General features: G+C 72.1%; 20 protein-coding genes. 12 read left to right on the forward strand and 8 right to left on the reverse strand.

Going from position 1 to position 20,253, the window contains the following annotated elements:
- Positions 1 to 260 precede the first annotated feature (260 nt).
- Positions 261 to 1,247 carry a zinc-dependent alcohol dehydrogenase family protein gene (locus tag D7X55_RS09015; protein ID WP_121722824.1) on the forward strand — a complete coding sequence of 329 codons (987 nt, stop codon included), beginning with the start codon at positions 261 to 263 and terminating at the stop codon, positions 1,245 to 1,247.
- A 33-nt stretch (positions 1,248 to 1,280) separates the two neighbouring features.
- Positions 1,281 to 2,048, forward strand: coding sequence for a glucose 1-dehydrogenase (locus tag D7X55_RS09020; RefSeq protein ID WP_120550197.1), 768 nt, complete (start codon positions 1,281 to 1,283; stop codon positions 2,046 to 2,048).
- A gap of 24 nt (positions 2,049 to 2,072) precedes the next feature.
- On the opposite strand, the gene D7X55_RS09025 is transcribed toward D7X55_RS09020, so the two are convergent.
- Positions 2,073 to 4,622, reverse strand: a complete 2,550-nt coding sequence (locus D7X55_RS09025) for a hypothetical protein (protein WP_121722825.1) — start codon at positions 4,620 to 4,622, stop codon at positions 2,073 to 2,075.
- A 125-nt stretch (positions 4,623 to 4,747) separates the two neighbouring features.
- Here D7X55_RS09025 and D7X55_RS09030 point away from each other — a divergent pair, with 125 nt between their 5' ends.
- The 3 genes from D7X55_RS09030 to D7X55_RS09040 all read left to right on the forward strand — a co-directional run bounded on the left by D7X55_RS09030 (position 4,748) and on the right by D7X55_RS09040 (position 6,492).
- Positions 4,748 to 5,479, forward strand: coding sequence for an SDR family NAD(P)-dependent oxidoreductase (locus D7X55_RS09030; protein ID WP_121722826.1), 732 nt, complete (start codon positions 4,748 to 4,750; stop codon positions 5,477 to 5,479).
- 106 nt (positions 5,480 to 5,585) lie between these two features.
- Positions 5,586 to 5,873, forward strand: a complete 288-nt coding sequence (locus D7X55_RS09035; protein WP_147442833.1) for a hypothetical protein — start codon at positions 5,586 to 5,588, stop codon at positions 5,871 to 5,873.
- Positions 5,874 to 5,964: 91 nt separating this feature from the next.
- Entirely contained in the window at positions 5,965 to 6,492 is a 528-nt protein-coding gene (locus tag D7X55_RS09040) for a YkgJ family cysteine cluster protein (RefSeq protein WP_121722827.1), read from the forward strand.
- A 4-nt stretch (positions 6,493 to 6,496) separates the two neighbouring features.
- Here the strand turns inward: D7X55_RS09040 and D7X55_RS09045 are convergent, their stop codons facing one another.
- The gene (locus D7X55_RS09045) at positions 6,497 to 7,426 is read right to left on the reverse strand and encodes a TetR/AcrR family transcriptional regulator C-terminal domain-containing protein (RefSeq protein ID WP_120550202.1); all 930 of its coding nucleotides are present in this window, start codon (positions 7,424 to 7,426) and stop codon (positions 6,497 to 6,499) included.
- Between the two features lie 133 nt (positions 7,427 to 7,559).
- Between D7X55_RS09045 and D7X55_RS09050 the strand changes: the two genes are divergently transcribed.
- The 3 genes from D7X55_RS09050 (at position 7,560) to D7X55_RS09060 (ending at position 9,802) form a co-directional block, all read left to right on the forward strand.
- Entirely contained in the window at positions 7,560 to 8,762 is a 1,203-nt protein-coding gene (locus D7X55_RS09050) for an FAD-dependent oxidoreductase (RefSeq protein ID WP_121722828.1), read from the forward strand.
- Positions 8,763 to 8,846: 84 nt separating this feature from the next.
- A complete protein-coding gene (locus tag D7X55_RS09055) occupies positions 8,847 to 9,227 on the forward strand; it encodes a hypothetical protein (RefSeq protein ID WP_147470060.1) in 381 nt (126 codons plus the stop codon).
- Positions 9,228 to 9,256: 29 nt separating this feature from the next.
- Positions 9,257 to 9,802 carry a hypothetical protein gene (locus tag D7X55_RS09060; protein ID WP_120550205.1) on the forward strand — a complete coding sequence of 182 codons (546 nt, stop codon included), beginning with the start codon at positions 9,257 to 9,259 and terminating at the stop codon, positions 9,800 to 9,802.
- Positions 9,803 to 9,835: 33 nt separating this feature from the next.
- On the opposite strand, the gene D7X55_RS09065 is transcribed toward D7X55_RS09060, so the two are convergent.
- Entirely contained in the window at positions 9,836 to 10,942 is a 1,107-nt protein-coding gene (locus D7X55_RS09065; RefSeq protein ID WP_121722830.1) for a BMP family protein, read from the reverse strand.
- Between the two features lie 106 nt (positions 10,943 to 11,048).
- Between D7X55_RS09065 and D7X55_RS09070 the strand changes: the two genes are divergently transcribed.
- A complete protein-coding gene (locus D7X55_RS09070; protein ID WP_121722831.1) occupies positions 11,049 to 12,725 on the forward strand; it encodes an amidase in 1,677 nt (558 codons plus the stop codon).
- 13 nt (positions 12,726 to 12,738) lie between these two features.
- Here the strand turns inward: D7X55_RS09070 and D7X55_RS09075 are convergent, their stop codons facing one another.
- The 3 genes from D7X55_RS09075 to D7X55_RS09085 all read right to left on the reverse strand — a co-directional run bounded on the left by D7X55_RS09075 (position 12,739) and on the right by D7X55_RS09085 (position 14,213).
- On the reverse strand, positions 12,739 to 13,260 hold the full coding sequence (locus tag D7X55_RS09075) for an SET domain-containing protein (RefSeq protein ID WP_306437717.1): 522 nt from the start codon (positions 13,258 to 13,260) through the stop codon (positions 12,739 to 12,741).
- Entirely contained in the window at positions 13,146 to 13,547 is a 402-nt protein-coding gene (locus tag D7X55_RS09080) for a hypothetical protein (protein ID WP_120550209.1), read from the reverse strand. Before D7X55_RS09080 ends, D7X55_RS09075 begins: the two co-directional genes overlap by 115 nt.
- A 132-nt stretch (positions 13,548 to 13,679) precedes the next feature.
- Positions 13,680 to 14,213, reverse strand: a complete 534-nt coding sequence (locus D7X55_RS09085) for a nuclear transport factor 2 family protein (RefSeq protein ID WP_121722832.1) — start codon at positions 14,211 to 14,213, stop codon at positions 13,680 to 13,682.
- Between the two features lie 89 nt (positions 14,214 to 14,302).
- Here D7X55_RS09085 and D7X55_RS09090 point away from each other — a divergent pair, with 89 nt between their 5' ends.
- Genes D7X55_RS09090 through D7X55_RS09100 form a run of 3 tightly spaced genes read left to right on the forward strand, consistent with a single transcriptional unit; the run spans position 14,303 to position 16,667 of the window.
- Positions 14,303 to 15,082: an alpha/beta fold hydrolase gene (locus D7X55_RS09090; RefSeq protein ID WP_121722833.1), complete on the forward strand. Its 780-nt coding sequence runs from the start codon at positions 14,303 to 14,305 to the stop codon at positions 15,080 to 15,082.
- A complete protein-coding gene (locus D7X55_RS09095; RefSeq protein WP_147470061.1) occupies positions 15,064 to 15,861 on the forward strand; it encodes a ZIP family metal transporter in 798 nt (265 codons plus the stop codon). The genes D7X55_RS09090 and D7X55_RS09095 overlap by 19 nt, the downstream gene beginning before the upstream one ends.
- Positions 15,858 to 16,667 (forward strand): SDR family oxidoreductase, encoded by an 810-nt coding sequence (locus D7X55_RS09100; RefSeq protein WP_120550213.1) that lies wholly within the window; start codon positions 15,858 to 15,860, stop codon positions 16,665 to 16,667. The genes D7X55_RS09095 and D7X55_RS09100 overlap by 4 nt, the downstream gene beginning before the upstream one ends.
- 3 nt (positions 16,668 to 16,670) lie before the next feature.
- Here D7X55_RS09100 and D7X55_RS09105 read toward each other — a convergent pair whose 3' ends face one another.
- Positions 16,671 to 19,016 carry a hypothetical protein gene (locus D7X55_RS09105; protein WP_121722834.1) on the reverse strand — a complete coding sequence of 782 codons (2,346 nt, stop codon included), beginning with the start codon at positions 19,014 to 19,016 and terminating at the stop codon, positions 16,671 to 16,673.
- A gap of 55 nt (positions 19,017 to 19,071) precedes the next feature.
- Positions 19,072 to 20,112, reverse strand: a complete 1,041-nt coding sequence (locus D7X55_RS09110) for a trypsin-like peptidase domain-containing protein (protein WP_120550215.1) — start codon at positions 20,110 to 20,112, stop codon at positions 19,072 to 19,074.
- Positions 20,113 to 20,253 lie beyond the last annotated feature (141 nt).

A 20,253-nucleotide genomic window follows, 5' to 3' on the forward strand; every position in this document is an offset into this window, starting at 1 on the left:
CCACCCGCCCCACCGAGGGGTCCATTTCAGAACCTGTGCAGCCCCCACCGTCATGGCGAGGCCCGATCGTCCACGGCCGGTAGCCTCCTTCCACTCACGTCCGAGGGTGGACAGAGCGCCAGCGCCCGAGGGCGGGAATGCAGGCGCAGCGGATCCATCCACCAGCGGATGCACACGGCGCGTGGTGTCGCAGCGCACGCTCGGCAGCAGGGCGGAAGGCGATTAGGGTGGCGCCGCCTTCACAGCGCGGGAGCAATGCCATGAAAGCAGTGCGCTTCTCGGCCTTCGGGCCGCCCCCCGACGTCGTCCAGGTGGTGGAGGAGTCCCCCGCGCCGCTGAAGCCCGGTGAGGCGCGGCTGGCGGTGCTCGCCACGCCCATCAACCCCTCCGACCTGCTCACCCTCTCCGGCGAATACGGCGTGCTGCCCAAGCTGCCCGCCACGCCCGGCAACGAGGGCGTGGGCCGCGTGGTGGAGGTGGCGGGCTCCGCCGCGGTGGCGGTGGGCGACCTCGTGTTCCTGCCGCTGGGCTCGGGCACCTGGCGCACCCACGTCACCGCGCCCGCCGCGCAGCTGTTGCCCGTGCCACCGGGCCTGGACCTGCTTCAGGCGAGCATGCTGCTGATCAACCCGCCCACCGCCTACCTGATGCTGCGCCAGTTCGTGACGCTCCAGCCCCGCGAGTGGGTGGTGCAGAACGCCGCCAACTCCGCCGTGGGCCGCTACCTCATCACCCTGGCGCAGGTGATGGGCCTGAAGACCGTCAACGTCGTGCGCCGCCAGGAGCTGGTCGACCCGCTCAAGGCCCAGGGCGCGGACGTGGTGCTGCTGGACACGGATGGGTTGCCCCAGCAGGTGCGCGCGGCCACCGGCGGCGCGAAGGTGCGGCTGGGCATCGACGCGGTGGGCGGCGAGTCCGCGCGCCGCGTGGGCGACTGCCTCTCCACGGGCGGCACGCTGGTGAACTACGGCGCCATGAGCGGCAAGGGCCCCCAGCTGTCCGCGGCGGCCAGCATCTTCAAGGACGTCACCCTGCGCGGCTTCTGGCTGACGCGCTGGCTGCGCGACGCGCCTCGCGAGGAGCAGAACGCCACGCTCGCGCGGCTGGCGGAGCTGATGGCCGTGGGCACGCTCCAGGCGCCCGTGGACGGCACCTATCCGCTGGAGCGCATCCAGGACGCGGTGAAGCGCGCGCTGGAGCCGGGCCGCAACGGGAAGATTCTGCTCACCCCCAACCCCGCGGCGTGACGCACCCGCCGCTCACATGAAGGAACGACGACCATGAAGCGAGTCGAAGGCAAGGTGGCCCTGGTGACCGGCGGCGCGGGGGGCCTGGGTGCCGCGTCCGCGCGGATGCTCGCGCGCGAGGGCGCGAAGGTGGTGGTCACCGACCGGCGCGAGGGCGAGGCCCGCGCTGTGGCGGAGGAGCTGGGTGACGCAGGGCTGTTCCTCCCGCTGGACGTCACCCGCGAGGACCAGTGGGTGAGCGCGCTGGCGCGCACCGTGGAGAAGTTCGGCCGGCTGGACGTGCTCGTGAACAACGCGGGCATGGGCATCGTGAAGGACATCGAGGAGATGTCGCTGGACGAGTGGAAGTTCGTGCACTCGGTCAACCTGGACGGCGTGTTCCTGGGCTGCAAGCACGGCATCCGCGTGATGCGGGAGTCCGGGTCGAAGAACGGCTCCATCATCAACATCTCCTCCATCGCGGGGCTCGTGGGCGTGCCGCAGTTCCCCGCGTACTGCTCCAGCAAGGCCGCCGTGCGCATGCTGTCCAAGTCCGTGGCGCTGCACTGCGCCTACAAGGGCTATGGCATCCGCTGCAATTCCATCCACCCCGGCTACGTGGAGACCGCCATGGTGGAGGCGCTGGCCCAGGCCGGTGGCCAGGCGGAGAAGACGCGCGCGCGCATGCTCAAGGGCATCCCCGCGGGCCGCTTCGGTGAGCCGGACGACGTGGCCAACGCCGTGGTGTACCTGGCGTCGGACGAGTCCAAGCTGATGACCGGCGCGGAGATGGTCCTCGACGGCGGCGCGACCGCGCAGTAGCGCTCACTCCCGGCGCCCGGGACGTCACTCCCAGGGCGCCGACAGCAGCTCCCCGAAGCGCATTCCCAGCTCCATGCGGCCCACCATCGCCTGTCCCCAGGCGTTCGCCTGCGCGGCCCAGGTGACGGGCGTGAGCCCCAGCGTGTCGAAGAGCTTCATCACGTCCCCGCCCCGCTGCATCGCCTTGATCATCCGCGCGTAGTCCACGAGCGTGGGGAAGGCCGACTCCGGGAAGACCACTTCGCTGTCCACGGGCTTGAGCGGCACGCGCGGCTGGAGCGTCACCAGCAGGCGCTGGGCCTCCACGCGCGAGAGCGTCTCCTGCTGCTCGCGCTCCGCGGCCATCCGCGCCTGGAGGGCTTCCGCTTCCCGGCGCTGGAGCTCCCGCTGACGCTCCTGGTCGCGGCGGCGGGACTCGGCCACCTGCCGGTCGATCTCGCGTTGCCGCGCGTACGCCTCGGCTTCGAGCCTGCGCTCCCGGCGCTCCTGCATCATCCGCAGCGCGTTGTGCGTGTCGTCCAGGAAGTCGCGGTGGACGTTCGACTCCTCCGGCGGAGACGGCGTGGCGAGCACGCGCTGCTCGAAGGCGGGCAGCCACGCCTCGAAGTGCTCCAGCTCCGCGTCCAGGGCCGTGAGGACGTCCGCGTCGCGGGACTCCAGCCCATTGCGCAGGGCCATGGCGCCCTTCGACACGGAGAGGGACGCGGTGCGCGGGCGCGTGCCCACCAGCTCCTCCGCCGCGTCCCAGAGGGCGCGCAGCCTCCGGGGCAGCGCATCCTTCGGGACGTCGTCCAGCAGCTGCATCGTCTGCTGGAAGAGGCCTTCCGGATCCAGGCGCCACCACGCCTGGAAGCGCGTCAGGGCGTCGGGCTCCACCTCGCACTGGTTCTCCCACAGGCGGTCCCGCCAGGCCGCGAAGGCGGTGAGGAGGGCGCCGCGCTCGGCGGGATGGGATTGGAAGCGCCGCCACACGGCCTCCACCAACAGCTCGCTTCCGTGGGTGGAGCGCCAGGAGCGCACCACGCGGGACAGCGGTGCCACCAGCAGGTGCTGGCCCGGCCCTTCCCAGACGGCCATGAGCAACCGGCCGGGATGACCGGGGTCGGGGTGCTTCTCCTGGCTCCGGCGCTCCGGCGCGAGGTCCAGCTGCCAGACCCGGGAGGGATACAGCATCAGCGCTTCCAGCAGGGCTTCGCCGCTGTCCGGGTCGCGAGCCCAGTCGTTCAGCCGCCGCTGTTCATCCACGCCTGAGTGGTGGAGGAAGCGCGCGAACGCGGAGTCACCGAAGCACGCGGCGCGGTCCTTCGCCGTGCCCCGGTCGATGGCGTGCACGGTCTCCTCCAGGAAGGCCCACATCGCCTCGGACTCTTCCTCCTCCGGGGCCTCGGGGTCGTTTCGGGGAGGCGTGGCGGCCCAGGCGAAGAAGTCGAGCGCGGTCTCCGCGGACAGCTCGCTCAGCGCCGAGCGCGCCCAGCGGGCCCAGCGCTGCTGGTCCTCCGCCCCCCACGCGCGAAAGGGGCGCTGCTTCGCGAAGGAGAGCAGTTCGTTCGCGAGCGACCCGACCGTGCGCAGCGATACGGTGAGCAGCGCCTCCAGGGCGCCCTCGGGTGGAGGGGTGGGCAGCTGGCGGAGGACGTCCTTCGCGAAGGCCGCGTCGCCGTCCCGCTGCAGGCGCGCGAGCAGCCGGCGCGAGCCCCACTGGCTCAAGGTGCGGCGCGCGAAGGCGGCGACGTCCGCATCCGGTGAGTCCAGCGCCTGGGAGACCTCCATCTCGTCGCGAAGGCACAGGGCGCATTCGAAGCGGACCTCCGGGTCGGAGCCATACAGGCCCCGGTGCAGCGCCTCGGAGACGTTCTCCGGCGTCACCTCATGTGACGCCCGGGTCCACGCGACCGCGGCGCGCACGGACAGCTCCGGCACATGGAGCACGCCCAGGGAGAGGCCGCGGATCCGCTCGCGCTCCTCGGCGCCCAGGCGCGGAGAGAGGCCGTTGCGCCAGCGCGTCATCGCGAGCATGGCCTCCACCGCCATGCGGCCCTCCCCGTGCAGCAGTTGATTGCTCACGGAGAAGCGGGCCTCCCGCGCTCCCCTGCCCTGGTGCACACAGGCGAGCGAGGCCATCAGGCGCAGGGTCGGATCCGGGGACTTGTCCGCCAGCCACTCCACCGAGTCCGGCATGGGGCTGAAGGGCGCGAGCATCTCCTCCAGGGAGGAATCCTCGATGGGCAATATCAGCGCCCACGCGTCCTCCAGCTCCCTCGTGAAGCCGCGCTGCACGAGGTGGGGCTCGATGCGCCGGGCGTCCTCGGAGAGGCGCAGCACCGCGCCCCACTGCCGTGCGTAGCGCGCCTCCAGCACCGCCACCTGCGCGGGCTCCAGCGCGGCGGTGCGGGCCGCCAGGGCGAAGCGGTCCACGCCGGACTTCACCAGCGCTCGCGCGGAGCCATGGCGCTCCGGAGGGATGGCACCACAGAGGCAGTGCGGGCACGCGGCGTCAGCAGGGATGAAGCGGATGCACGCGGGGCAGCGCACCTCCGCGCCCCGGCGCACGCCGCTGTCGAGCAGGGCGGACATGCCGTGTGTCTACCCCGGTCCGAGGGGGTCGTGCACCCCGGAGCCCCGCCGGGCCATGGCGGAAGCGGGGGGCAACTGCCAGCCTGGCCCAGGCTGTCCGTATGTCATTCCAGGGAGGCACGCACATGGGCGCATTGGACGGGAAGATCGCGGTCGTCACGGGCGGCAGCACGGGCATTGGCTTCGCCATCGCGGAGCGCTTCGCCAGCGAGAGCGCGGAGGTGGTCATCGCCGGACGCCGGCAGCAGCGCCTGGAGGACGCGGCGGCGAAGATTGGCCGGGGCGCCCGGGGCGTCGTCACCGATGTGGGCGATGACGCGCAGGTGAAGCGGCTCATCGACTCCGTGCCGCGCGTGGACCTGCTGGTGACGTGCGCGGGCGGCGCCGTGTTCGGCGCGGTGGAGAGCGTGCCCTCGCAGTCGTGGAGGGCCCTCTTCAACGACCGCTTCTTCGGCCAGCTCTCCGCCTGCCACTACGCCGTGCCGAAGATGGTCCCGGGCAGCGCCATCATCCTGTGCTCCGGCATCGCGGGCCACACGGCGCTGGTGAACTACTCCGGCGGCGCGGGCCTGTGCGGCGCGGTCAACGCCATGGGCCGCTCGCTGTCCGTGGAGCTGGCGCCCCGGGGCATCCGCGTCAACGTGCTGTCCCCCGGCCTGACGCGCGACACCGCCATCGACTGGGGCGTCCCGCCGGAGCAGGTCGGCGCGTTCCTGGACGCGCTCGTGAGCAAGGTGCCCCTCAAGAAGCCGGGCACCGTGCGGGACATGGCGGACGCGGCGTACTTCCTCGCGACGTGCGCGTACGCCACCGGGCAGGTCATCGACATCGACGGTGGGTGGACCGCCGGGGCCTGAGCCCTCGCGCGCGGAGTGGGCGGGCGTCCAACCTGGACGCACGCCCTACTCCTCTGGGGCGGGGAGCGCCTTCATGTTGGCCTGAGAGCATCTCGGGAGACCCCACATGGGCCGCAGCTACAGCGAACATCCATTCCATCAACAGCAACCGATGCTGGGCGTGCAGGGTTCGGGACCGCGCCTGGGCAACGACGAGGACACCCAGAAGGTCGCGCAGCAGAAGAAGCGCAAGGCGACCACGAAGGCCGCGAAGACGTCGGCCTCCCCCGCACGGCAGGCCCGGAAGGCCGCGGCGCCCAAGAAGAGCGCCACGGCGGGCGCGCTCGCCAAGGGCAAGCCCGCCGGCAAGGCCCGGAGCACCCGCGGACGCGCGGCCTCCAAGCGCGTCCACTGAGCATCATGGCGCGCCTGGGTTCGCATGGCGGCAGCCAGCGTGGGCCCAGGCCGATGCGCTGGTGCCGGAGGAGCGATAGAAGGACGCTCCGATGACCACGCCCGACGAGGCACGCCGCGCGCTGGAGGCCATCTACGCCCGGGTCGAGGCGCGCGCCGCCGACATCTCCGGCTCCCATGACTGGTGGCCCTGCCGCAGGGGATGTGATCACTGCTGCCGCCACCTGGCCGCGCCGCTGCCCATCACGCAGCTGGAGTGGCGCTACCTGGAGGAAGGGCTCCAGCAACTTCCCCCTGGGACGTTGGCGGAGATCCGCGAGCGCGTCGACGCGCTGTCGCGGCAGGAGGCGCGCCCGTACACCTGCCCGCTGCTGGACCGGAAGACAGGCGCGTGCGGCGTCTATGCGCACCGGCCGCTGTCATGCCGCTCGTATGGCTTCGCCGCCACGCGCGACGGTGGCCTCTTCTGCCACTTCATCCTGGACCTGGTGGGGAAGCACGGCGACGCGGACATCGTCTGGGCCAACCAGGACGCGCTGGAGGACGCGGTGGCGCGGCTGGGCGGCCCCACGCGTCCGCTGTTCGAATGGTTCGCGGAGCTGAAGCGCCGCGAGCCGTGACAGCTCACCGGGGCTTCGAGGGGCCGGGCCGCTTCGCGAGCCGCGCCTCCAATCCGTCGAGCCACACGCGCAGGCCCATCTCGAACAGCTCATCGAAGTCCAGGTCGAATCCCGGGCGCAGGCCGTTCAGCACCTTCTCGAAGTGCGGAAAGCGCCCCGACGTCGCGACCCGGAGGAAGGTGTCCAGGTTGCGCCGCATGAACTCCTCGTCGTTCATGCCGGACTGCGCGACGGCGTCGGCCTCGGACTCGAGGTTGACCGCGATGCCCTGCACGAACGCATGGAGCAGCACGTGGACGCGCATCGCCTCCTGGGGCGGGAGCCGTGCCTCCGCCAGCGCTCGCAGGACCCAGTCCGCGAACGCGAGCGCGTTCTCCTGCGGCTGGGGCCGCGTGAGGTTCACCACCCGCGCGAGCCATGGATGGCGCTTGAAGACACGCCACTCCAGCCTCGCGGCCAGCTCCAGCTGCGCACGCCACCCTTGCGGTGGCTTCGCCGGCAGCGGCTCCTCCGCGAAGGCGACCTCCGCCATCATGAAGAGCAGCACGTCCTTGCTCGCCACGTAGCGATAGAGCGACATCACGGGCAGGCCGAGCTTCGCCGCGACCCCACGGATGGACAGCGCCGGCAGGCCCTCGTCATCCGCCACGGCGATCGCCGCGCGCACGATGCGCTCGCGCGTCAGGTCCGCCGAGCCCCGCGTGGAACCCGCACGAGGCGGACCTCCGGCGACGACCGTCCCGACGCGCGGCACGGTCTTCACCACCTCTTCTTGCGCCAGGGTCCGCAGCGCATGCGCCGCCGTCGCGAGCGCGACCTTCCACCGCCGGGCCAGCTCCCGCGTGGAGGGCAACCGGTCACCGGGCCGCAACGCACCGGTGCGCACCTGCCGCTTCACGTCGTCCACGATGCGTTGATACGGAGCCAGAGCCATGGGCCTTGTACTAGTACAGAGGGCCCCATGGGCGCAGGCCCTGCCCCAGGCGTTCCGTCTGAGCTAGCACACGGGAAGGCCTCACCCGCGGCTGCGTTGTGGAGCCGGTCCGCGTGCGTACACCGTACGCGGCATGACCCGACCCCACGTCCTCATCGCTGGAGCAGGAATCGCAGGCCCGTCCCTCGCATGGTGGCTCTCCCGGCGAGGCTGGCGAATCACCCTCGTCGAACGCGCCCCCGCGCTGCGCACCGGCGGGCAGGCCGTCGACTTCCGGGGCCCCGTGCACCGCGCCGTGCTGGAGCGCATGGGGCTGTGGGAGGCCATCCACGAACGGCGCACGCGCCTGGGCACGCAGGCCTTCGTCGATGCCTCGGGCAGGACGCTGGCGGAGGTGCCTGCGTTGATGATGAGCGGGGACGTGGAGCTCCAGCGCGGCGACCTCTGCCAGCTGCTCCACGAGCGCACCCGCGAGCAGGTGGACTACCGCTTCGGGGACAGCCCCACCGCGCTCCACGAGACGCCCGAAGGCGTGGAGGTCGAATTCGAGCAGCACGCTCCCCAGCGCTTCGACCTGGTGGTGGGCGCGGATGGCCTGCGCTCGAACGTGCGCTCGCGCGCCTTTGGCGGGGAGGCCGGCCAGCTGAAGCACCACGGCTTCCGCGTCGTGGGGTGCACGCTGCCGAACGTGCTCGGCCTGCGGCGGCAGGGCGTCATCTACAGTGAGCCCGGCCGTGGCGTGTGCGTCACCAGCGCCCGCTCCGAGGATGAGGCCCGCGCGCTGTTCGTGTTCACCGGCGCGCCGCTCGGATTCCAGGAGCGCTCCCAGGACCTGGCGCGCGAAGCGGTGTCGGCCGCCTTCGCGGGCGCGGGCTGGGAGACGGCGCGGCTCCTGGAGGCACTGCACGGGGCGGAAGACCTCTACTTCGACGCCATCAGCTCCGTGCGGATTCCGCGCTACTCACACGGGCGCGTGGTCCTGCTGGGAGACGCGGCCTGGGGCGGCACGCTGGGAGGACAGGGCACGCCCATGGCGATGGTGGGCGCGTACGTGCTCGCGGGGGAGCTGCTCGCGAATCCGGGCGCGCACGCGCGGGCCTTCGCGCGCTTCGAGGCCCGGCTCCGCCCCTACGCGACGAAGTGCCAGGAAGGCGCGAACCACGTGGGCGGATTCTTCGCGCCTCGCACGCGGGCCGGACTGTTCCTGCGCAATCACATCTACAGACTGCTCACCACGAAGCCGCTGGAGCGGGTGTTCGAAAGAATCGTCACCCACGCGGCCACCGGGTTCGTGCTGCCGGAGTATGTGGATGCCTTCACGCCCGCTGAAAACTAGAGGCCACCCGTTCCGCGGCGTAGAACCCAGCGTCCCTGGGCCACCCAGGAACAGCCAGCCATTCATCCAGCAGGGGGAAATCACATGAAGAAGACGGGAATGATGTGGGGTCTGTGCATCACCATGGGTCTGTCCACCGCCAGCTTCGCCGGCGCCAAGGACAGCTCACCGGTCTACGTGGACCCCGTGAACGGTGTCGCAATCGCGAACATGGGGGCAGCCCGCAACAGCCCGGACACCAACATGAACCTGTACTGCCATACCAACTCGTATGACTACGGGTATTGCTCGGCGACGGATGCCTCGGGGACCACCGTCTCCTGTATGACCAACAATGCCAGCATGGTCGCGGTGATCCGCTCGATGACCTCGGACGCGGCCGTGCTCTTCTACTTCGATAGCACGGGGACCTGCACGGACATCATGGTCGGCACCGGCTCCCACCACGAGCCCAAGGCGCCCTGAGCGCCGTTCGCTAGAGGCAGCCCCGCGCCATGTTTCCGCTCAGCCGCACGCTCGTCGTGCTCAACATGATCCTCTTCGGCGCGGGGCTTGCCCTGTTCGTGCAGGGCCAACGCGCCTCCGCCAGCGCCCCGGACCTCGAGGCCCGGCTGGAGCGGATGGAGGGGCGCATCAACCTGTTGCTCGCTCAGCGCCAGGGCCCCGTGGCCGTGCAGCCCGGCACGCCATCCCGGGCCCCCGAGCTGCCAGCGGACCTGGACGCCCGCATCGAGCAGGCCGTGAGCCGCGCGTTGCAGGCCCAGGCGCAGGCGTCCAAGACCGGCCCCCGGGATGAGCCGGCCCCCCAGGAGCCCCCCATCCCGGACGCGCGGAACGCCGCCGCCTGGGCCCGCGGCAACGAGGTGGTGGACCGGGCCCTCTCCGCCCGCCGGTGGGGTGAGGCCCAGGCGCGCGAGCTGTCCGCGTCCAGTTCCGCCCTCACGTTGCAGCAGCGCGAGAACCTCATGCGCCGGCTCATCGTGGCCATCAACCAGGGGCAGCTGAAGGTGGAGACGCGCGGGCCGCTGTTCGCCTTCTAGGAGCCAGCCACACGGCACCGATGGGGCCCGCGTTCAGGGATTGGCGCCCGCGGCCTGAACGGCCTCTACCCGCGTGGGCACCTTCAGCTCCCCGGAGACGATGCGGGCACGAAGCGCGTCCACGGTCTTCAGCGCCTCCGCCTTGCCCGGGAAGTCCAGCCGCACGGGGGCCAGCCCCATGCCCCCTTCCTTCAACCCGAGCGACACGTTGCCGCCCTGGAAGCGCCCCTGACGCTGGTCGCGGATGGCCTCGTAGACCACCCGGTCCACGTGCTTCACGACGGCGGACAGCACCGCCTCTGGCGCCAGGTGGGACGGGTCCGAGTCCACGCCAATCACAGACACCGCCTTGCCCGCCTCCCGCGCCTCCTTCACGGCCTGGATGGCGCCCAGGCCGTCCACGCCCGCCGCCGCGAAGACGACGTCCGTGTTCTTGAGCAGCAGGTCCTGCCCCACCTGCTTGCCCAGCGCGAAGTCCGTGAAGCTGCCGGTGTAGTTCACCAGCACCGTGGCGCTCGGGTTCGTCGCGGCCACGCCCGCGCGGAAGCCCGCCTCGTAGCGCTCCACCAGGGGAATCTTCATCCCGCCCACCATGCCCACCCGGCCCGTCTTCGTGACGAGCCCCGCCAGCGCGCCCGCGAGGAAGCAGCCCTCCTCCTCGCGGAACACCACCGTGCGCACGTTGGGCAGCGTGAGGACCCGGCCCTGCGCGTCCAGCAGCGGGCTGTCCACCAGCAGGAAGGGCAGCGACGGATTGCGCCGGGCCACCGTCTCCACGGCGTTCTCCAGCATGAAGCCCACGCCCATGGCCAGCGACACGTGCTGGTCCGCGAGCAGCTGGAGATTGGGCTCGTAGTCCTCCGCCACGCGGCTCTGGAGGACCATGGGCGTGATGCCCAGCGGGGCCAGCTCCTGCGCGGGGGCCTCCTGGTAGCCGGCCTTCTCGTACGTCTTCCCCGCGGCCCACAGCTCCAGTCCCCGCAGCGCGGAGTCGTTGAAGGAGTGGTCGCCCCGGCCTCCCAGCCCCAGCACCAGGCCGATGGTGGGCGTGGCAGGCGCGGCCGGCGCCTCCTTCTTGCACCCGGTGACGGCGGCCAGCAGACACAGGACGGCGGAGACGATTCGGCGGCGCGGGCTCATGACACATCCCTGTGTATCACGCCGCCTCCGGGCCCGGACCCCGGGCGCAGGAGAAGGCCTGGCCAATCCAGCCTTTGGCACAGGCCTCGCGCTAGGCTGCGCGCCCATGACCTACCGACGCGCTCCGGTGAAGGCCCCGCGACTCTCTGGCATGGCCCTCAAGGCCATGGTCAACACGCTGGAGCGGGGCGGCGTGGGGCCGGCGCTGGTGGAGAAGCTGATGCGGGACAGCGGCATCGAAGCGTGGCGCGAGCTGTCCGCCGACGATGCCCCTCCCATCCAGTATCCCCTTCCGCCGGGAGCACCCGCCGCTGAAACACAGACACCGGTGGAGCAGGCCGCGCGCGCCATCGCCGCGTCGCCCGTGACGCCGGAGCGGGAGACAATCGCTGCGTTCGCTCGGGCCTACCGGGAGGGGAGCACGGATCCGGTGGCCGTGACGCGCAAGGTCCATGAGGCGATTGAACGGCTGGACGGCGGCGCGGACCGGCTGGGCCTCTTCATCGCTCGCAAGCCGGAGGAGGTGCTGCGCGCGGCGGAGGCGTCCGCGGAGCGGCTGCGCGCGGGCGCACCCTTGAGCGTGCTCGACGGGGTGCCGGTGGTCATCAAGGACGAGTTGGACCTGGCGGGCTTCCCCACCACGCTGGGCACCACGTTCCGCATGGAGCCCGCGCGGACCGACTCCACCGTGGCCGCGCGGTTGAAGGCCGCGGGCGCCGTCATCCTGGGCAAGGCCAACATGCAGGAGATTGGCATCAACCCCATCGGGTTGAACCCGCACCACGGCGCCGCGCGCAACCCGTGGAACCGGGGCCACATCACCGGCGGCAGCTCCAGCGGCTCCGGGGCCGTGGTCGCGGCGGGCCTATGTCCGGTGAGCATTGGCGCGGACGGTGGCGGCTCCATCCGCATCCCCGCCGCGCTGTGCGGCGTCGTGGGCCTCAAGGCCACCTGGGGCCGCATCCCGGAGACGGGCGTGCCGCCGCTGTGCTGGAACGTGGCGCACGTGGGCCCCCTGGGCCTCACCGTGGACGACGTCGCGGCGGTGTATGCGATTGTCGCGGGCACGGACGGACACGACGTCGCCTCCCGGCAGCAGCCCCCACATCACCTGTCCAGCTATGAAGACGGCGCGTTGAAGGGCGTCCGCCTGGGCATCTGCACGCCCTATTTCGAGGACGCGGATCCGGACGTGGTGGCGCGCTGCCGCGAAGCCGTGCGCGCCCTCACCGACGCGGGCGCCACGGTGGTGGAGCTCCCCGCGCCGGACCTGAACACCCTTCTCTGGACGCACAGCTGCATCATCCTGAGCGAGATGGCGGAGGCGATGCTGCCGCAGGTGAAGGCGCGCGCGTCGGTGTTCGGGCTCGACTCGCGCACCAACCTGGCGCTGGGACGTCACTTCCGGGCCACGGACCTCATCCACGCGCTGCGGCACCGGCACCGGCTGACGCGCGAGCTGCTGGCGCTCATGGCGGACGTGGACGTCATCGTCACGCCGACGACGGCGAGCACCGCGCCCCTCATCCCCGAAGCGACGCTGCCGGCCGGCGAGTCCAACCTGCCGGTGGTGGACGCGCTCATGCGCTTCATCCGCCTGGCGAACCTCACCGGCTGCCCTGCCCTCTCCGTCCCCGCGGGCTTCGACCGCGCGGGCCTGCCCGTGGGCGTGCACCTCATGGGGCGGCCCTACGAGGAGCACCTGCTCCTGCGCCTGGGCCGCGTGGTGGAGCGCGCCACGGAGCGCCGCACGCCGGGCATCCACGTCCGCGTCCTGCCCTGAGGACCGCGCGCCTTCAGCTCGGCTCGAACCAGGTGATGCCGTAGTCCAGGCAGAGCTCCTCGCCGGGCTGGATGTCCCGCAGCGCCACGGCGGCGCCGGTGTCCGGCAGCGGCCCGTCGATGAGCTCCACGTTCGGCGTCTTCGAGTGGTTGTAGAGCGCCAGCATGCCCCACGCGTAGGCCTTCTCGCGGCCGGGCTCGGCGCCCCAGGTGAAGACGTGGTGGTGCGCCTGACAGTCGCGGTGGTCCACCGGCTTCAGGTCGCTCGCGGGGAAGCGGCTGATGGGCGCCCACTCCACGAGCGTCCCCTTCGGCAGGAACCGGCGCGCGAAGACGCCCCGTCCCTTCCCAGGAACGAGGCGCCATTCGACGTTGGGATGAAGAGGGAAGGTGCCTGCACGAACCCAAGCACGCCCCGAAGTCACGGGGAGGCGGTCGCCTCTTCCACGTTCCGGACGCGGTTGGGACGGCGCTCCGGGACGGGGGCGACGCCGCCCACCCACTCCCAGTCCATGCCGTTCCACACCTGTTCGCACCAGCGCAGGTCCGTCGCCAGCTCGCGCGCCTTGGTCCCGTGGGGGATGAGCGCCCAGCCCAGCCGGGACTGCTTGCACTCGCCGCTCTTGAACTTCAGCAGCCGGCGCTGTCCCTGGGCCTCCGCGCGCTCCGCCTCCCAGAGCGCCTGGTTGCGCAGGCCGTCTCCCTGCGCGTCCACCCCGTTCCACTCACACCAGGCCTGCACGTCCTTCAGTCGGACCAGCTTCGTTCCCCGGGAGAGTTCCGTCACGGCCGCGACAAGAAGGTCGGGGGTGATGACACGCATGCGGTGGGGCCTCCAATGCTGAGCAGCGAAGGACGCCAACCTACAGCGTAGGAAATGGCGGAGGGCCTCAGCTCCGCCATGCGTTTGTCATGGTTCTGTCATGACGCCGGTCATGACGCAGGCGGGCATGCGTCAGGGCTTCGGCGCGGGCCTGGCTGCCGGCGCGGGCGGTGTGGCGGGCTTCGTCTTCGCGTACGTGGCGATGCGGTTCGTCACCTCGCCCATCAAGTCATTGGGGATGGGGACGGAGAGGTTGTACTGGGCAATCTTCCAGCCGGACGGCTCCTTCACCAGCACGCCGCTGCCGCGCGCGGGGCCCAGGTTGGGCGTGTCCAGCGCCTCGTCGAACCAGGCGACCTGGCCGTCCTTGGAGAAGAAGACATTGCGGGACACCGACTTGAACGACCAGGCCTTGCCCTTCGTGAAGTAGGGCTTCGCCCACGCGCGGAACTGGTCCACCGTCCAGCGCTCCTCACCGTCGGTGCCCATGAAGACCGCGTCCGGCGTGAAGAAGGAGAAGTAGCGCGGCTCGTTGGCCACCGCCGCCGCGCGGTGCCAGTCATCCAACACCGTGGCCACCGCCACCTTCGGGTCGGCCGGAGCAGCGGCCGGCGCGGCGACGGGGTTGGCGCCGAGCGCCAGCAACAACCAGGAGACGGATGCCATCGGGTTCACCTCGACGAAAGGGGGGTTCGCGGTATGAAGCGGCACAGCGTGCCCCAGGTCAAGGCACGCGACGCAAAGGTGGTGGTGGCGTGGTGCTCGAAAGTTTCCAGGTGGGCACGGGCGACGTGCCCACGGTGATGCTGCACGGCTTCCTCGGGACGGGCCGCAACCTGCGCTCGCTGGCCGTCGCGTGGAGCAAGGCGGATCCGCGCCGCCGCATCCTCCTGCCCGACCTCACCGGCCATGGCACCTCCCCTGCCCTGCCCCAGGCGCCGGACCTGACCACGCTCGCGCGCGACGTGGTGGACACGCTGGATGCGCAGGGCTTCACCGGCGCCGTGGACTGGGTGGGCCACTCGCTGGGCGGCCGCGTGTCGCTCGCCGCCAGCCTGGAGGCCTCCGACCGGGTGGCCAGCGTGGCGCTGCTCGACATCGCGCCCGGGCCCGTGCCGCTGGACCTGTCGGAGAGCGGCTACGTGCTGGACATCCTGCTGAAGGCGCCGCCGCGCGCGGACAGCCGCAAGGAGCTGCGCGCGAACCTCACCGGCAACGGCCTGTCGGAGTCGCTGTCGGACTGGCTCTTGATGAACCTCACGCCGGACGGTGACGGCGTGCGCTGGAGGTTCGACCGGGACGCGCTCCAGCGCCTCCACCGGCGCGTCAACGGCGAGGACCTGTGGCCCGCAGTGGAGCGCCCGGTGCATCCGCCCCTGCGCTGCATCCGGGGCGGGCGCAGCCGGTACGTGTCGGAAGAAAGCGCCCGGCGCCTGGAGGAGGGCGGCTGCCCCGTGGCCCTCATCCCGGACGCCGGCCACTTCGTGCACGTGGACGGTCCCCAGGCCGTGCTCGCGTGGCTGATGGCTCCCTGATGGATGCGAACACCGTCCTGCTCGTCTTCATCGCCGTGGGGCTGGACGGCCTGGCGGGGCTCGCGGGCGGGGTGCTGTCCGAGCGCTGGCTGCAGCGGCGCCTGCCCGCGCTGGTGGCCTTCGCCGCCGGCACGCTGTTGAGCGCGGTGTTCCTGGAGGTGCTGCCGGAGGCGGTGGAGGCGCGGGGTGAGGCCGCCTTCGCGTGGGCCTTCGCGAGTTTCGTCGCGCTGGCGCTGATGGAGTGGGCCCTGGGCCACCACCACCATGACGCGGAGTGCGCCGCCGGACACGCGCACGGCCATCATCACCCGCACCCGGGCTCGCCCACGCTGCCGAGCGCGCTGCTCGCGTCGGATGCGCTGCACAACGTGGGCGACGGCGCGGCGGTCGCGGCGGCGTTCCTGGTTTCGCCGCAGGCGGGCTTCGCCACCGCGTTCGCCGTCATCGTCCACGAGCTGCCGCAGGAGGTGGGCGACTACGCGCTGCTGCGCGCCGCGGGCTGGACCCGTGCGAGGTCGCTGGTGGCGCTGGGCGTGGTGCAGCTCACCGCCGCGTTGGGCGCGGCGGGCGTGCTGCTGGGCACGCGGTACCTGCCCTCGCTCCAGGGCACGGTGCTGGCCATCGCCGGAGGCTCGTTCCTCTACATCGGCGCGGTGGACCTGCTGCCGGAGCTGCGCCGGGGCCCGGACTCACGCCAGCGCGTGGTGGGCTTCCTGTGTGGGTTGCTGCTCATTGGCGGACTGCACTTCGCGGAGCGGTTCGCGGGAGGCCACGGATGAAGGTCATGCAAGGGAAGACGGTGATTGTCACCGGTGCCTCGGCGGGCATCGGCGAGGCGCTGGCGGTGGCCCTGGCCGGCCGGGGCGCGAACGTGGCGCTGGCGGCGCGGGATGCGCAGGCGCTGGAGCGCGTGAAGGCGAAGTGCGAGGCCGCGGGCGGCCAGGCGCTGGCGGTGCCCACCGACGTGGGCGACCCGGAGGCGTGCCGCGAATTGGTGGAGCGCACGGTGGAGGCGTTCGGCGGCGTGGACGTGCTCGTCAACAACGCGGGCATCACCATGCACTCGCGCTTCGAGGACGTGAAGGACCTGGGCCTCTATGAGCGCCTGATGCGCATCAACTACCTGGGCGCGGTGCACTGCACCTTCCACGCGCTGCCGTACATCAAGGCGCGCAAGGGACTGCTCGTCGCGGTGTCGTCGCTGACGGGCAAGACGGGCGTGCCCATGCGCACCGGCTACGCCGGCAGCAAGCACGCCATGCAGGGCTTCTTCGATTCGCTGCGCATCGAACTGTTGGGCACCGGCACGGACGTGCTCGTGGTGTCCCCGGGCTTCGTGGCCACGGACATCCGTGCGCACGCGCTGGGCCCGGAGGGCCGGCCCCTGGGACAGAGCCCCCGCGACGAGGCGGGCCCCACCATGGACGTGGACACCTGCGTCGCCCTCATCCTGCGCGCCATGGAGCGCCGCGACCGCGAGCTGGTGATGACGCTCACCGGCCGCGTGGGCCAGGTGCTCAAGCTGGTGGCGCCCGCGCTGGTGGACAGGCTGGCGGCGCGCGCCATCCGCGGCAAGAAGGCGTGAGGGCTACTTCTCCAGCCGCGACACCATGCCCCACAGGCCGTCGAAGGTGGCGTTGCCCACCTGGTGCAGGCCGAAGCCCCAGAGGAAGGCGGTCATCCACGCGCCGGAGCCGCCCCACGTGGGCGCGAAGACGTCCAACACCTGGAGCCCCAGCAGCACCGCGATGACGGACATCATCCCCAGCACCGCCAGCTCCACCTTCCACAGGTCGCGCGAGCGCGGCAGGGGAATCCAATCCAGGTTCACCAGCACGTCGGTGCTCGCCTTCGTGGACGTGGGCGGCAGGGGCGACAGGTTCCCGCTGGCGGGCCCGCCGGGCAGGGTCGGTGGCGGAGACTGCGGCGCCGGCAGCGAGAACGGATCCACCGTCACGGCGGTGGGCAGGGACTCCAGGGCCGCCCGGCCGCCCATGGCCACCGGAGGCGGCGGGAGCGTCACGTGGCGCGCGAAGTCCTCGCGGGCGGCGCGGTACTCCGGCGCGGCCAGGTTGGACTCGCCCTGGTCCAGGTGCGCGCGCGCCGCCGCGAGCCGCTCGTCCACCTCCGTGCGCCAGGCATCCTGGGCGTTGATTCCCCCGCCGGCCTGCGCCTGGAGCTGCGTCATCGCCTCCTCCAGGTTGTCCACCAGCTCGCGCAGGTACAGCGTGTACGCGGACTGGTAGTAGAGGAACGCCTCGTCCACGCTGGCGTGCATGCGGGAGCGCGCGCGGGCCAGCTGCTCGCCCACGCGCAGGCGCAGCGCCGCCCACTCCTCCTGCGTGAAGCCGCCGGGCAATTCCTTCGAGGTGAGGGCGTCCTCCAGGTCCGCCAGGAGGATTTCGAGGAACGCCTCGCGCGCGGTCTCCACCAGCCGGCGCGACGCCTCCAGGTCCGGCCCCGGCAGCTGCTGACGCGCGCGCAGCACGTACAGGGGCAGCTCGCCCTGGAGCCGGCGGCTCACGGGGTCATCCCCGCGCTGGGAGGACAGCGTGCGCGACTGCTGCTCCAGCTCCGACAGCCGTGACTCCAGCACCGCGCGGGCCACCGCCTCCAGGTCGAGCGTGCGCAGCATCTGCGCCTGTTCGCTGAAGTCCGCGGACGTGGCCTGATCATTCTGCAGCAGAGACTCCACCGCCTTGAGCTTGCGCTCCGCGTCCAGCAGCGCCACGCCCTTGAGTCCCTCCAGCTGCCGCAGGAGGACGGACCAGAGGGAGAACAGCTGGAGGCGCGCCTCGAAGAGGGCGAGCACGGAGTCCTGCACGACGAGCCCGCTCAAGGGTCGCTGGATGTCCGCGAGGAGCGCGTCCACCTGGCGGCGCAGCGACGCGGCCACGGTGGCCTCGCGCTCCAGCGGACGGGCGGGCACCAGCGATTGCAGCTTCTGGCGCGCGGCCTCCGCGCGGCTGCGCAGGTTCACGCGCGGGCGCACGCGCTGCACGTAGAAGCGCACCGCCGCGGACGTCGCCACGCCCAGGAAGATGAGGAACGCGCCGAACATCGCGGGCGTCTTCACCCAGACGGTGAAGGCCTGCTCCACCGCCGCGCCCTCCGGCACCAAGAGCCGCACCGTGCCGGTGTACTCGCCGGACTCCGGCAGGTCGTCCACGTCCAGGCTCAACAGGCCGGTGCCTTGGGCGGGCAGCTGGAAGACGCCCTCCTTGCCGGGGCCCTGAGGCTGGCCGTCCGGTCCGCGGAAGGACCACTTCGCGTCCTGCGCCTGCACGGGCGCCGCGCCGTCTCCCGCGCCGCCCGCCTTGCGGTCCAGCAGCACCACCGCCGCGGGCCCCACCGCGCCGCCCACGCCCGACGTCTCCCGGAAGGTCAGCCGCACCGTGGCCTTTCCGGAGAACGGGCCCAGCGTCCAGCCGCGCGCGGGGGCCACCGGATAGAACTGCACCGTGGGCGCCACCGCCATGCGCTGCACGACGAGCGGCGTGGTCTCCCGCACGCCGTCCGCCAGCAGCACCACGCGGCCGTGGAAGTCACCGGCCGAGGGCAGGTCCGCGGACAGCGTCACCGTCACCGGCTGCCGCGCGGAGATGGGCACCTCCACCGCGCCCTCCGCCGTGCCCACGCGCACGGACACCGGCACCTGCGAGCCGTCCGCCGCGAGCAGCGGATCCACCAGCACCGTCACCCGCGGGGTCTCCGCGCCCGCGTCCGGAGCGGTGTCCGAGGGCAACAGGTCCACGCGCAGCACCGTCTCCAGGTGGGCGGTGGACGTGCGCAGGCGCACCTCGTTGCTGGGGGACAGGCCCGCGACGCTGAAGCGCGGCGCCGCGCCCACGAGCGCGGGCAGCAGGCACAGCAACGTCACGGCGGTGGAGCGCGGGACCTTCGCGGCGATGGAGCTTCGAGCGGGAAGGCTCATGCGCGGGGACGATAGCAGTCCCCTCCCCCGGGCCCAGGAAACGTGCCCGGCGGCCCTACTCCCAGCCCAGGCGGCGCAGCACGCTTCCGGACAGGCTGGAGCGGATGGTGTCCAGCGGGATGCCCTCGTCGTCCTCGGCGGATTCGTGGCCGGGGCGCGGATCTCCGCTGTGGTGCAGCGCGACCAGCTCCAGGTCCGGCGTGAAGCACGGCGACCCGGAGGAACCCGGGTGCGTGTTGGTGCAGTACGTGACGCGCGTGTGGGAGCGGTTGGCCCCCTGGAACGTGTCCAGCGCCACCTGCATGGGCCGGCCCTTGGGGTGCTGCACCACGAGCGCCAGCGAGCCCGGAGCGAACGCCGTGGGCGACGACGGCGCCAGCGGGATGAAGCCGCGCGGCCGGTGGTCCCCCAGCCGGTCGTCACCGGGGGCGTCCTGAATCTGCAGGAAGGCGTAGTCCAGTTCGTCGCGCGTGGCCTCGCGCGGGCGCGGGTGCATCAGGTCCGCGGGGCTGTGCGGACTCTGCGCCAGGCACGCCGTCACCGCGAACACCCGGCCCGGGTGCACCGCGATGCGGTCCGGCAGCACCTTCAGGTCGAAGCGCACGCGCAGCGCCTCCAGCAGCCGGTGCTCGATGACGTGCGAGTTCGTCAGCACCACGTCCGGCGCCACCAGGAAGCCCGTGCCCAGCGCGCGGCCGCCTTCCAGCTCCACGCGGCACACGCGCCGGGACAGCGTGGTCAGCCGGTCGCGCCAGGCCTCCGGCGTCAGCGCCAGCCTGGACTGTTGGACGATGCGCGCCAGGGCGGGGCCGGACACGCTGCGCTGCACGGAGGACAGGTAGCTCTGCAGGAAGCGGCGGATGCGCGGATGGCCCGGCGCCGCCGCGTGCGCGCCGCGCACCAGCACGTCCGTCCAGCCCTCCGCCTCCGCGGTGCGCACGAGCGCCCGCGCCCGCGCCGCCCCCTCCCGTTCGACGGGGGGCACCAGGCTGCGGCCGCATTTCACCTCGACCATCCGGTGGAGCTCCTCCACCGAGGTGAACGCGCCCAGGAGGGCGTGGGTCAGTTCCTCCTGTTCGGAGCCTTCAAGCTCCATCCGATTCCTCGCTGCCGCGCGCAAATGCATCTCCGCCGTGCACCCTGAAGTGTACGCACGCGGGCAGCGATTGCACCGGGCGGGGGGCACCCGGAGGAACGGGCCCCTGCCGCGCATCCGGCGAGCATTCCACCCGCCCCC

Origin of the sequence: Corallococcus sp. AB049A (genome assembly GCF_003668885.1) — a bacterium.
Taxonomy (GTDB): Bacteria; Myxococcota; Myxococcia; order Myxococcales; family Myxococcaceae; genus Corallococcus; species Corallococcus interemptor.

What these genes read in the sequence shown, in the direction of transcription:
- D7X55_RS09015 (WP_121722824.1), top strand. Translation starts at nt 261, where the DNA reads ATGAAAGCAGTGCGCTTCTCGGCCTTCGGGCCGCCCCCCGACGTCGTC.
- D7X55_RS09020 (WP_120550197.1), top strand. Translation starts at nt 1,281, where the DNA reads ATGAAGCGAGTCGAAGGCAAGGTGGCCCTGGTGACCGGCGGCGCGGGG.
- D7X55_RS09025 (WP_121722825.1), bottom strand. Translation starts at nt 4,622, where the DNA reads ATGTCCGCCCTGCTCGACAGCGGCGTGCGCCGGGGCGCGGAGGTGCGC.
- D7X55_RS09030 (WP_121722826.1), top strand. Translation starts at nt 4,748, where the DNA reads ATGGGCGCATTGGACGGGAAGATCGCGGTCGTCACGGGCGGCAGCACG.
- D7X55_RS09035 (WP_147442833.1), top strand. Translation starts at nt 5,586, where the DNA reads ATGGGCCGCAGCTACAGCGAACATCCATTCCATCAACAGCAACCGATG.
- D7X55_RS09040 (WP_121722827.1), top strand. Translation starts at nt 5,965, where the DNA reads ATGACCACGCCCGACGAGGCACGCCGCGCGCTGGAGGCCATCTACGCC.
- D7X55_RS09045 (WP_120550202.1), bottom strand. Translation starts at nt 7,426, where the DNA reads ATGGCTCTGGCTCCGTATCAACGCATCGTGGACGACGTGAAGCGGCAG.
- D7X55_RS09050 (WP_121722828.1), top strand. Translation starts at nt 7,560, where the DNA reads ATGACCCGACCCCACGTCCTCATCGCTGGAGCAGGAATCGCAGGCCCG.
- D7X55_RS09055 (WP_147470060.1), top strand. Translation starts at nt 8,847, where the DNA reads ATGAAGAAGACGGGAATGATGTGGGGTCTGTGCATCACCATGGGTCTG.
- D7X55_RS09060 (WP_120550205.1), top strand. Translation starts at nt 9,257, where the DNA reads ATGTTTCCGCTCAGCCGCACGCTCGTCGTGCTCAACATGATCCTCTTC.
- D7X55_RS09065 (WP_121722830.1), bottom strand. Translation starts at nt 10,942, where the DNA reads ATGAGCCCGCGCCGCCGAATCGTCTCCGCCGTCCTGTGTCTGCTGGCC.
- D7X55_RS09070 (WP_121722831.1), top strand. Translation starts at nt 11,049, where the DNA reads ATGACCTACCGACGCGCTCCGGTGAAGGCCCCGCGACTCTCTGGCATG.
- D7X55_RS09080 (WP_120550209.1), bottom strand. Translation starts at nt 13,547, where the DNA reads ATGCGTGTCATCACCCCCGACCTTCTTGTCGCGGCCGTGACGGAACTC.
- D7X55_RS09085 (WP_121722832.1), bottom strand. Translation starts at nt 14,213, where the DNA reads ATGGCATCCGTCTCCTGGTTGTTGCTGGCGCTCGGCGCCAACCCCGTC.
- D7X55_RS09100 (WP_120550213.1), top strand. Translation starts at nt 15,858, where the DNA reads ATGAAGGTCATGCAAGGGAAGACGGTGATTGTCACCGGTGCCTCGGCG.
- D7X55_RS09105 (WP_121722834.1), bottom strand. Translation starts at nt 19,016, where the DNA reads ATGAGCCTTCCCGCTCGAAGCTCCATCGCCGCGAAGGTCCCGCGCTCC.
- D7X55_RS09110 (WP_120550215.1), bottom strand. Translation starts at nt 20,112, where the DNA reads ATGGAGCTTGAAGGCTCCGAACAGGAGGAACTGACCCACGCCCTCCTG.